The 12,264-nt window shown below is 42.8% G+C and carries 9 protein-coding genes; all 9 read right to left on the bottom strand.

From position 1 onward, the window contains the following. Nucleotides 1–26 precede the first annotated feature (26 nt). The 9 genes from RDN93_RS06360 to RDN93_RS06320 all read right to left on the bottom strand — a co-directional run bounded on the left by RDN93_RS06360 (nt 27) and on the right by RDN93_RS06320 (nt 12,186). Nucleotides 27–617 carry a sugar O-acetyltransferase gene (locus RDN93_RS06360; protein WP_308744717.1) on the bottom strand — a complete coding sequence of 197 codons (591 nt, stop codon included), beginning with the start codon at nt 615–617 and terminating at the stop codon, nt 27–29. A gap of 18 nt (nt 618–635) precedes the next feature. Beyond that, a complete protein-coding gene (locus RDN93_RS06355) occupies nt 636–1,178 on the bottom strand; it encodes a hypothetical protein (RefSeq protein ID WP_308744716.1) in 543 nt (180 codons plus the stop codon). A gap of 34 nt (nt 1,179–1,212) precedes the next feature. Beyond that, nucleotides 1,213–3,405 carry a glycosyltransferase gene (locus tag RDN93_RS06350; protein WP_308744715.1) on the bottom strand — a complete coding sequence of 731 codons (2,193 nt, stop codon included), beginning with the start codon at nt 3,403–3,405 and terminating at the stop codon, nt 1,213–1,215. Continuing rightward, nucleotides 3,402–4,433, bottom strand: a complete 1,032-nt coding sequence (locus tag RDN93_RS06345) for a pesticidal protein Cry7Aa (protein WP_308744714.1) — start codon at nt 4,431–4,433, stop codon at nt 3,402–3,404. The genes RDN93_RS06350 and RDN93_RS06345 overlap by 4 nt, the downstream gene beginning before the upstream one ends. Then, nucleotides 4,433–4,564, bottom strand: coding sequence for a hypothetical protein (locus RDN93_RS06340; RefSeq protein WP_308744713.1), 132 nt, complete (start codon nt 4,562–4,564; stop codon nt 4,433–4,435). The genes RDN93_RS06345 and RDN93_RS06340 overlap by 1 nt, the downstream gene beginning before the upstream one ends. A gap of 224 nt (nt 4,565–4,788) precedes the next feature. Then, nucleotides 4,789–6,333: a PKD domain-containing protein gene (locus RDN93_RS06335; RefSeq protein ID WP_308744712.1), complete on the bottom strand. Its 1,545-nt coding sequence runs from the start codon at nt 6,331–6,333 to the stop codon at nt 4,789–4,791. A 31-nt stretch (nt 6,334–6,364) separates the two neighbouring features. After that, entirely contained in the window at nt 6,365–7,474 is a 1,110-nt protein-coding gene (locus RDN93_RS06330) for a sialidase family protein (protein ID WP_308744711.1), read from the bottom strand. Between the two features lie 12 nt (nt 7,475–7,486). Further along, nucleotides 7,487–8,914: a RagB/SusD family nutrient uptake outer membrane protein gene (locus RDN93_RS06325; protein ID WP_308744754.1), complete on the bottom strand. Its 1,428-nt coding sequence runs from the start codon at nt 8,912–8,914 to the stop codon at nt 7,487–7,489. A 47-nt stretch (nt 8,915–8,961) separates the two neighbouring features. Continuing rightward, nucleotides 8,962–12,186 (bottom strand): TonB-dependent receptor, encoded by a 3,225-nt coding sequence (locus RDN93_RS06320; RefSeq protein ID WP_308744710.1) that lies wholly within the window; start codon nt 12,184–12,186, stop codon nt 8,962–8,964. Between the last annotated feature and the right edge of the window lie 78 nt (nt 12,187–12,264).

Genomic DNA, 12,264 nt, shown 5'->3' with positions numbered 1-12,264 from the left:
TATATCTCCCCAAACAAGCTTAACCGTTAAGGCAAAAATCCGGTTTTGTCTTTATCGGTTATTTCCCGAATTACCTTACAGGGGACTCCTGCGGCAATTACATTTTCCGGAATATCCTTGGTTATCACACTCCCTGCACCAATCACCGAATTCTGTCCGATAGTAACGCCACCCATAATATGAACTCCGGCACCAATCCATACATTATCTCCAATAGTTATCGGACGGGCATAACATCCGCCCATGACACGTTCCTGCGGGTCGAGTGCATGATTTGCCGTGTACAGCCCTACTCGTGGACCAAACAACACATTATCGCCTATCGTAATATGATTCCCGTCCAACATGATACAATCAAAATTAGCGAAGAAATTATTCCCGATACTTATATTAAATCCGAATTCACACCGGAAGTTGGGTTCAAAGTGAACACTATCGCCGATATGCTTCAACAGTTTTCCCAATAACGCTTCACGAATTTCTTTAGGTTTCCCATATGTAGCATTGTATTCATTAGTCAGAAAGACTGCCTGCTCCCTTCTCTGAACCAGTTCCGCAGACAAATCATTATACATTTCTCCTGAAAGCATTCTTTCACTCAATTTTTTATTTTCCATATATGTCATGGCGTTTTCTTAAAGTCCCTTTGTTATCACCGGAAGTCCGAAGAAGCCTTTCTGTAAAGTCAGTGTCTTTGTTTTGCCTGTCCGTGTCTTATTATAAGTAGAAAGTGATACGTGCAACGTTTCCACCGTCCCATTCTCAAAAGCCACTTGCAGATAGTATTCCTTACGCACACCATCCGACACATAACGCCGTCTACCTACCCTGCGTGTTTTCTTATGCGTCTCCTGATACTTCTTCTGCACAATAACTTTTTCTTCCTGCGTCGAAGCAGGATCCGCCAGGCAATAATTGCCCACAAGGAACAGTGCATAACTGACAGCTCCCACACAAATCACATGAGAAAGCAGATTGAGTATTTTATCTTCCCCCGCCGTCAGCCATGCCCACTTTTTATAAAGGGGAATTGTAAGAGCAGCTATCATCAAAGCCACTCCGACAGGTATCCACCAATCGGCCAACGTATCTTCATAAACAATATAGCCGACGGCACACGAAATAATAACTATAAAAAGCATCAGTACACGAAGTACCTTAATAAATACAGATTTCATGATATTGCAGTATTAACTCTGCAAATATACGGAATTAGTCAGATAAAAGAGAAAGTCGCGCCATCAAATAGCAAACGGTGGATTCCGCTCCCTGGTTCAAATTGATATTATTTTCTTCCAGTCCGTCATAACATCCACCGGTAGCCGGATTGTAAACAATCTGGTGCAAATGATTATTTCCCAGAAACCAGTTGAAAGCATCTCTTTGCATACGAAGATATTTTTCTTCCTTAAAAAACTGATAAAACGTTTTCAAAGCAATCACCATCCCCGCCACATCCACGGGCTGTTCGCCAAATCCATGGCTGCTCTTCCCTTTATGCATCCATCCCTGATTGGAAACCACCTGAATACGATTCCCTACAAATACTTTCTTCAACAGGAACTCGAAAGATTCATGAGCTATTTCTTTATACTCTTCCCTGCCGATAGCCAAATGAGCCAATAACATAGCTTCCGGCAAGATAGCGTTATCATAAGTAAGATACGTCTCAAACCATCGCCAATGGGCTTCCGCCGTCCGACGATATATCTGAGCCAGTTTGTTAGCCAACAGCCAAATGCACGCATCAGTCTGCGCCGAAGGACATTCGCGGCTATAATAATAGAAGCCTTTAAGCATAAAAGCGATACTGCGGGGAGACTCTATCCGGTCGAACCGTTGGAAGGTACGTTTGAGAACAGCTTCAGCCTCTTCCTTCCACGGAGCGGGAAAATGTCCGGCACAAGAAATAAAACATCCCAAAGCACAAACAGCACGTCCATTACTATCATCCAGCCCCACTTCCTGATTTTGTGAGGTGAATATTCCATCTTTATCTACATAATTCAGAAAAGAACCGTCCGGCTGCTGACAGTAACGGATAAAGTTCAGATAGGTCTTGACATATCGTTCCTTCACTTTTCCCTGTCCCGTAGCAACCATCTGGCACATCGCCATTAACGCACGTGCCGTATCATCCAATGTATATCCGGTGGAACTGTCCGGACGATTTCCCTTCGAAAACTGGATAATACCCCACTGCCGGCTCATGCGCCGGATATGATAGGTGTCTATGGGAGGCAGGGAGTAAATCAGTTCGTCTTCGACCCTACCTGTTTTCTGGAAAAGACAGGCATAGGCAATAGCCACATTCTCCCAAGCTGTAGCTGCTGTCTTCTGCAAGCCGACAAGCTTCATCTTAGTCCGTAGCTTTTCATCGGCAAGCAGATGATTGGCAGCTTCGGACAATTGCGCAGAATTCTTAAAGTCGAAGATAATACCGGAATCATCACTCAACAATTCCAACGCATGGGGAATAGGAGTAGCTATAATCGGACATCCGCAACTCAGCGCATATACAAATGTACCGCTCACGGCCTGATTCGGGTCGCTTGAAGTAAAAAGATACACATCCGTCAACTGCAAATATTCCAATAAGACAGGAAGTTCAAGATATTGATTGATAAAGAGCACATATTCTTCCAGATGCAACTCCTTTATTTTCGCTTCCAGGAAGTTACGATACTTCTCTCCTTCCTGTTTCAGCACTCCCGGATGCGTTTTGCCGATAATAAGAAATATCACGGAAGGATTGGCTTCCACAATAGCCGGTAAGGCATCCAAAGTGGTCTCAATACTTTTGCCGGGACTAAGCAGGCCAAAAGTGGAAAGCACGCGTCTGCCCGATAGTTGATAGAAATCTTTTAGTTTGCTTTTGTCTCTGAACGACACTAAATGGGTTCCGTGAGGAATCACCGTGATTTTATCTTCATCCACCTGATAATCCCGCAGGAGAATCTCGCGGGAGTTTTGCGTCATCACTACCAGATTGGCACAAGCCGCCATCATTCTTCCCACACTCCGGTACAGGGCGGGGGAAGGTTGCGATAGTACCGTATGAAAGACAAGAATCACAGGTTTGAGAAGTTGCTGCAACATTTGCAGAAAGGCTTCTTCCTGTGCTGCATATAGCCCGAATTCGTGCTGTACAAGCACCATTTTAACTTCAGAATTTTCATTCAATTGCCTGGTCAAAGCAGCATAGGCAGAAACATCCGAAGTATTAAGAACGTATTCCACATCTTCCGTATAGGTGTGTTGTTCCGTGTCGGACTCCACCGCACATATCTTTATAGAGTAAGAATCTCCAAACTTTGACAGGATAGCCCGGATTAAGTCCTGGGCAAAAGTGGCTATGCCACATTCACGAGGAGGATAAGTAGTAATACATATTATTTTTCTCATTTGATTTGTTTTATTAATTCATCCAATAACTCTGTCAGTTGTACTGACACGCAAGCCACATATTTGTCGGCTGCTCCATAATAGATGTAGAGAGTGTCGCCAAACAAGGCAGTGCCCGTGGGGAAACAAACTCTGTTGACTACACCGGACAGTTCATATTCTGTCGCAGGCGTGAACAACGGATAAGGCAAACGGGATATTTCAATAGCCGGATTGTCTATATCCAACAAAGCCGCGCAAGCGGAATAAACATAACCGGAAGGAGTATCATACACACTGTGATAAATCAGCAGCCACCCCACGCTCGTCTCTATCGGGGGACATCCGGCGCCGATGTAACTCGACTCATGGTCGTGATAGGGAGCCAGCAGGATACGTTTGGCAAAATTCTGATAGTATCTTTTCCAGAACTCTTTCGTCAGCATATCAAGACGTTCTACCGCCACATATTGGATATCAGGACGGATACGATGCATAAAATAGAACTTCCCATTGATTTTACGGGGAAAGAATACTACATTCTTATCCATCATATAAAGGGGATGTCCTTTCTCATTTGTCGCTTCCCGCTTATTGCCGGAACGGAAATACTTGCTGATGATAGCCTGTTGGGTACGAAGCATTTCCCGGAATTGCGGATAGGTTATCTGGGAAGTAATAATGCCCTTTTTCTCGAAATGCCTCAAATCGGAAGAAACTGCCAAGGCTCCCACAGCACTATATCCATCATAGGCTGTATAAGTGAGATAATAGAGGTCTTCTATTTTCACAATTCGGGGGTCTTCCACTCCTTGGCACTCATAATCAAACTCGGAAGCCAACAGGGGAACCGTATCCCTCTCTACTACAGTCAAAGGGCCTTCAAGCCGGCAATAACCGATGGATGAATAATTTCCTTTTTTTACTGCACGATAAAACATATGCACCGTATTTCCTTCGGCAATCACCGCCGGATTCATCACACCTTCGTTTTCAAACTCAAGTGAAGTACCTTCCAAAATAATACCTTCTCTTTTTACTCGCACCATTATGCCTTGGGTATTATGCTCATTCCTTTGTCACTCTTACTCTGCTTTTCTCTCTGATAATCAGTCAGTACTTTAATCTTCTTGTCCGATTTTCCTTTCTTTGCTTCTCTTTTTTTCTCTTGACCTTTCATAATTCATTTCTTTTTTAGGATAGTTTATATTCGGGGATAAAATAGACGGGATTTCCTTTCTTGCAAGTTACGGTATTAATTCCCGGAAATACGACAAACTTCTGATTATTATTCTTTTATAACAGTAAAGGACATTAAGCAGAAAGACAAGACATAGAAAAGGCAACTAATCCATAATTTGAAGTAGTTGCCTTTAATTAAAAATTGCAGAAGTATTATATTTCTTATTTCATACTATCATAAAGTGCTTTTGCTTCTGCTGCCGTGAATGCACGGTTATACACCAGATAATCATCTATATAGCCATCCATAAAGTTTTCATAAGAACGAGAACCCTCTGCTCCTCTATACATTGCACCGATAAAATAAGGTTTCCGGTCAATAGGTTTCAAGCCTTTATTGAGTGCTTCCGCTTCTTTTACCCCGTCAATATACAAATAAGTGCTTCCATTGGCATGCACACATACATAATGATGCCACTCTCCATCCGTCATAGCTTTTGTCTTATAATCGGTCCAGTTTCCGGAAAGACCTGTATACTCAATGACGTATCTTATGAACGGATTGGACTTCTGAAACCTGAACCAAGTCTGCTTATTCTTTCCATCTGCACTGGCATTAGGACCAGATCCATGCTGGAATACACCTATATTAGTAGCTGTCTTATTCGATGTTTTCACCCAGAAAGAGGTAGTCACCGGAGTGGCCTGGAAGTCTAATGCATCATTATCCGGCAACGACAAGAAAGCATAATTCTGATTATCCTTACTTCTGAACTCGGCACAAGTAAATCCTTCCTTACGGGCAGGTGCATTAAAGTTGACATCCATATTATCTCCCAGTTTAAGAACTTCCGGATGAATGCCATTAGGACCCATATCTTTACTGTCACCCTCAAACGGATAGAAAAGAACAATATCTTTACCAGGCAATACAGTGATATATCCTTCCTGCTCGGCTGTAGAAGTATTCATATCATTAGAAGCGACTAAAGTAACTTTATACCTACCGGCAGTTGAATAAGCGACAGTCGGATTCTGCTCATTGGAAGTAGAGGGCGTTCCACCTTCAAATGTCCAGTTCCAGTGAGTAGGACGTCCCAAGCTGGCATCTTTGAATGATACGGTTTCACCTTCTATAACCATACACCGGTCTGCCGTGACGTCTGCCGCTACTGAGTTCTTATCAATAATATTCAGATAGTTCTCTTTTGTAAGCGTAGCCGTCGTCTTGGGATTAGTAACGGTCAACTTCACAGAGTAGACTCCCGGTTCAAATACCAGACTCGGATTCTGTTCTGTCGATGTAACGGTACGACCTTCTGTAGGAATAAATTCCCACAACCAGGTAGACGGGAAGCCTATGGACAAATCCGTGAAACCAATAGTCTCATCACTCAATGCCTGGGTTTTATTGGATTTAAAAGCTACAGTAATTTCATCAGGATAGACAACAGTTATATATTGCTGTATCTCTGTTTCTGCATTGTCAGTCCCCCGGCCTACTCTTAATTTCACGGTATAAGTTCCCGGATAATTATATACAATTTCCGGGCTGAACAAGTTAGACACACTGGGTTCACCACCCTCAAAAGCCCAGTCCCATCGTACAGGCTCTCCGGCAGACTTATCCATAAAACAGACCTTCTCCCCGGCAGATATGGTTTGCTTGTCTGAAATAAAATCTGCATTCAACAGTACTTGTTCTTCGTCTTTGCAGGCATAAAAGACCCCTACACATACGAGCAAGAAATATATTATCTTTTTCATATCAATCTATTTTTTAATTCTATGCATTGTTTTATTGCAACTGTGACAACTCAACATTCTGAAAAGCAATACCACCGATATTCTTGAATCCATATTCATATAACACTCCAATCGTACCGTCAGGATAACGGGCAATATCAGAATATCCTCCATAATCACTGCCTGTATAGGAATATTGCTTCTTCCAGGTTACGCCGTCGTCCTCGCTCATCTTCAACGTATTATTATTGCGATTGGTCTGGCTATCCGGATTCGAGAACAAAATAATTCCTTTACCATCATCTCCCAAACCGTAAAAGAGTATGGAACCCTGACATATCGGCTCTTTCAATGTAGTGTACTTACACGGACTCCATGTCAGTCCACCATCCGTACTGGTAGAAACCATTCTATATTTCTCTGTATTGGACTGCTTACGCATATTCAGCATTAAATCACCGTTACTTAATTCGGTTACGGTACTTTCATTCGTATAGTCCACGTCCATGATACCACCCAAATGCCAGGTTTCCCCTTTATCATCCGAGTATATCACATGAGAACGCCCCGCACCGGAAGTAGTGGTATTGTGATTACACGGAACCACAATTCTCCCCTTATGAGGTTCAAACTGTTTTACTATTCCATGACAAGGTCCCGTAGCATACCATCTGTATTTGTCAGGGGTGACGGAAGCGGTTATGTCTTTTTCTTTTGCCCATGTCAATCCCTCATCATCCGAATAAGTCATAAATATAGAATTAGTCCCCGTTGCTCCCGGATTCCAGCAAGATAATAAAATGACGCGATTGATATCCGGAAGATAAATAGGCACTTGATTACGGCAACGATTTTCGCCATCATCCTTGACCGTTATCAACGGTCCCCAAGTCTTCCCTTTATCTGTAGAACGCTTTAATACGATGTCGATATCCCCTTCATCTTCAGGTCCATTACGACGTCCCTCGGCAAATGCCAATATCGTGCCACTATTAGTAATCACCATAGTGGGAATTCTGAAATAAGCATATCCTTCCCTATTGATAGAATAAGGCTTGCTTGTGGGAACCGGTAAAGAAGATATGCTCGGCTCCACATCATTGCATGCTGTCGATATAAACAACAGGCACACCCATACAAATATTAAGTTTAAATTCTTCATTGCTTCTACTTTTTAATAACCGTCAGTTTGTTCCAAATTAGGATTCAAGTCAATCATCTTCTTCAAAATCGGGAAATACAATGGAGTGGATTTACCAACCAGATTAGGTATATAACTATAAATATCAATAGTACCCGCATGGTGCGCCCGCATCAAGTCAGGCCAACGTTTCAACTCAAAACATAATTCCCTGCCCCGTTCGTCCAATATTTCTTTCTGCACCACTTTCTGATCCATGCTTTCGGTATAAGCTCCGATTCCGGCACGATTACGGGTAGAGAACATGGCATCAATAGCCTTTTGTACATTGTCACCACCCAGGTAACATAACAATTCCGCTTTCAGCAATTTGACTTCGCCCAAACGATAGACTACGATATCATTATCATAATAACGGTCGTCGGTATAAGCTGTCCCCCGAAATTTGTTCTGTGAAGTAAAGACTACTGCCCCTTTTGAATTTATGGCATTGATGTACGCTGACGAAGCCCGGTTGTCCTTATCACTAAAAAGTGAAATCAGACGAGGAGACGGAGCATACACATGGCGGGCTATTGTGGAATTAGTATACGGAATGTCTTCTTTGTTCACGATATCGTTAGTCAGCAGTCCGGCTGCGGCAGACATGGACAACGTAGACATATACATATTGTTATATTCATCTTTCTTCAGATAAATAGAGAAAATGATTTCGCTGTTCTTCTTGTTTGCCACATCGAAAATATCCGCATATTTATCCATCATACTCACTCCACACTTTTCCACTTCTTCCAATGCGGAAATTGCATCCGTCAAGTCATTCTTGTCATTACTCTTCTGAACTGTATATTTCCATGCCAGCGCTTCTGCTTTCAGACATAATGCAGCAGGTCTTGAAATCCGGTTCTTATCCAGAATATTCGTTTCCGGGAACAAGTCGATTGCAGTCCGGACGTCTGAAAGAATTTGCGTCATCACTTCAGAAGCCGCATTACGCGCCGGACGTGATTCCTTATCATAGGATTCCGTCGGATTTAAAACAATAGGCACGTCTCCCCACATCTGAGTTAAAGTGAGGTAAGCCTTTGCCCTGAAAGTATATGCCTGCGCCAAAATACGTTTCTTCTCATTTTCCAATGTAAAGTCAATTCCCGGAGCATATTTGATTATCATATTACAATGATGAATGTTCTCATAGAAAGTACGCCAGTCCAATCCATATTCTTCATTCAACTCATGCTGATGCGAACGCGAAACGCCGCCAATCACTCCCGATACCATAGCATCTCCACGGTCTTCTCCATACAGAGTGGTACTAGTCATTCCCCTATAATCCGAATAAAGACCATTCAGGTAACCTTTCACGTCAGATTCCGATTTCCAATAATTTGCCATAGTTATTTCAGAAATAGGCTCTATCTCCAAAATAGATTCACAACTACCCAAACTGCAGGCAGCCATTATACTAAACATTATTAATTTAGTTCTCATCATCGTTTACTTTAATGTTACATTGTAAATTTTACAGAGAATATAAACTGACGCGGACGGGAATATTTACCGGCATCAGCACCAATTACTTCAGGAGTAAGTCCGTCATAAGCAGTCCAATATCCTAAATTATAGACAGCTGCCGTCAAGTCCAGCGTTTCAATCTTAGCGGCACGCAGCCACTTGGTACGCAAGGGATATGATAGGGAGACTTCACGAAATGCCAGATAATCACCTTTCTTTATATACAAGGTGTTGGCACTGCCACCACTAAAACCAATGGTAGAACTGCTCGGACGACCATGATTACGCTTTCCGTTATCCCAGTCAGACTCTACATCATAACGGGGAATAGAAGCTATATCACCCGGTTTGTGCCACATCTTGCTACTGGCCACATCATGAATCGTTGCAAAGTTATTCCGTGAATTTGCGTTCGCCTGTGCCCTGAAATGGTTATCAATCACATTACCTAACGAGAAGTCCGTAGCAATCCGTAAAGTAAAATTCTTGTAAGTGAAAGTATTATTGAAAGACCCCATCTTATCTGGATGAATATAACCTACGAACACCATGTCTTTGGAGTTGATGATACCATTTCCATCCACATCACGCCAGATTGCATCACCGGCACATTTTCCTTTACCCAGCCATCCGGAAGATACTCCTTCATCATATGGAGCATTGGCCGCATCCTCATCCGTAGAATAAACTCCGTCCAACTGATAAGCAAAGCGGGAACCGAAGCGCTCTCCTTCCGCAAATCCGCCAACCTCAACATATTTTCCCAACTTCGGGTCGAAAATGATTCCGCCACCGGTACGATTCTTATCTGCACCATTATTGGGCAATTTACCGATTGTTGTTCTCCAAATCGAGAAGTTGGCATCTATATTCCAACGGAAATCATGAGTTTGTATCGGAATCGCATTGATAGCGATTTCCACCCCTTTCGTGTTCAAAGAACCGAAATTGGACTTGATGGAAGCAAATCCCGTTTCCGACCATAAGTTCTCGTTCAACAAACGGTTTGTTGTCTTTTTATAATAGGCATCGAAAGACAGATTGATGCGGTTATTCAGGAAACCGGCTTCAAGCCCCAAATCGGTTGAGGTTGTTTCTTCCCATAACAGATTACGGTTCATAAGCACCGTATTCAAGATACCTGCTTCGCCTGCATAGTTCTTACCGGCTTCATAAGAGCCTTCCGTATTTTCGAGCGCAAGATTGTCATATCCTGTTTTTCCCCAACTGGCTCTAAGTTTCAAATTGCTGACTACTTTCGACAAAGGTTCAAAGAAAGCCTCACGATGCATGTTCCATCCGGCAGATACACCCGGAAAAGCTGCAAACTTGTGATTGGCCGCAAAGTGGGAAGAACCGTCATAACGGATACTTGCAGAAAACAGGTATTTCATATCATAATTGTAATTGACACGCCCGAAGTAACTGTTCATCTTCTTCTCTTCAAAAGTGGAAGTGGTTTTGGCTGATTCAGCCGCAATACCGTTCAGTGTTTCAATATAATCCGATGTACCGCCATAACCGGAGCCGCTGAAACGATACCAGTTATCATAAATATAGTTGCCACCGGCCATCAAATCCAAATTATGCTTATCCTTTATTGTCTTCGTATAGTTCAAAATAAGGTCATACTGATAATGCAGGTCCATATTATGCGCTTCGGACACCGGTCTGTTCTTCACCACTTCATTGTATCTTTCGAAATTATGGTCTTTACCTTCATTATTGGTGTACGAGAACATGGGTTTGAGATGCAGTCCCGGAATAATTTCCCAATCCAGTTCGGCAGAAAGATTGATTCGGCTCACCCTGTTTTCCTTTTCCTGATAATAAACTTCATGCAGACGAGTACGGAATGAGCTTGTCAGCTCACCCGGAGCCGGAGTTCCGTCTTCATAATATTGGCGTACCGTAGGTGGCATCTTGGCAGCCCGCGACATTACATTGTTCTCGTTAATGCCCGCTGTTGTTCTCATGGAGTAGTTTACCATACCTCTTACTGTAAGGTTCTTGCGAATCTTGTACGAAGCATTTGTCAGAAAACTCCAACGATTGTAATTAGTACCTACAACAATACCGTCTTGAGTAAGATAACCCAGACTCATATAGTAAGTCGCTTTCTCGTTACCCCCGCTGAAGTTTATATTAAAATCATGATTGACCGGTGTCTGGAAGAGATTATCCTGAAAGTCCGTTTCCTTAAAAATCAACATCTTACCGGGATTGGCAGGGTCTTCCATCATCTCCCACCCCTGGTTATACAACAGATCTTCTACATACCCCTGACCATAATTAGTTATATAGTCATCCAGAAAAGCGGTCGTATTCAAAGCATTCCGTTTGTTGGCAGTGCTCATTGCAAACGTGCCTGACAGATATTTATCCGGGTCGGTTGCATGTAGCGCAGCCGTACGGGTTGCGGTAAGATACTCACGGGCACCGGACAGCGGCATTCTCTTCGGCTGGTGGTCTACAGACAATCCATAGCTGAAAGAGATGCTTCCTTTACCTGCTTTTCCCTGTTTGGTCGTAATCATAACGATACCACGGGAAGCCTTTGAACCATAAATAGCTGTCGAAGCTGCGTCTTTCAGTACTTGTATCGTTTCTATATCCGCATAATTAATATCCTTCATAGTACGAATCACACCATCAATGATTACCATAGGAGAATCACTTTCAGGTGCGGTAGTCGTTCCGCCGCGTACTATAATCTGAGGATCGGATCCCGGCTGGCCGGAATTTACACGGATTTCCATTCCCGGTACTTTACCCTGCAACATTGACATCGGATTTCCTGTCGGTGAAATTGCCATATCTTTTGAATCCACCTTAGTGATGGCACTCGTCAATGCTGCCTTAGACTGTTTACCATACCCGATAACAACAACATCCGACAAGGCAACCGAACTGCTTTTCATCGTCACCAGGATGTTGCTCCGCCCCTTCACCGGTATTTCCTGTTTTTCCATTCCTACAAATGAAAATACCAGAATACCATCTGCCGGAGCAATGATGGAATATTTCCCATCCAAATCTGTTACTGTTCCTTGTTGAGAACCTTTCACCAGAACCGAAACCCCTATTAACGGTTCGCGTGTATCGTCCAAAACAACTCCGTTCACAGTTACCTTCTTTTGTTCTATACCCGAAGCTTCGAGTGAAGCCGAAAATGCAGGCATGTAGAAAGAGAGGATAACCAGTAAGATACTCGGCATGCGGAATAGCTTACTCTTTAATAAAAATGCATTTAACATAAATTGTAGATTACAAGTTAATAACTCTAATTTCAGGTT

Source organism: uncultured Bacteroides sp. (assembly GCF_902491285.1).
Taxonomy (GTDB): domain Bacteria; phylum Bacteroidota; class Bacteroidia; order Bacteroidales; family Bacteroidaceae; genus Bacteroides.
This window is presented reverse-complemented; position numbering and strand designations above follow the sequence as displayed.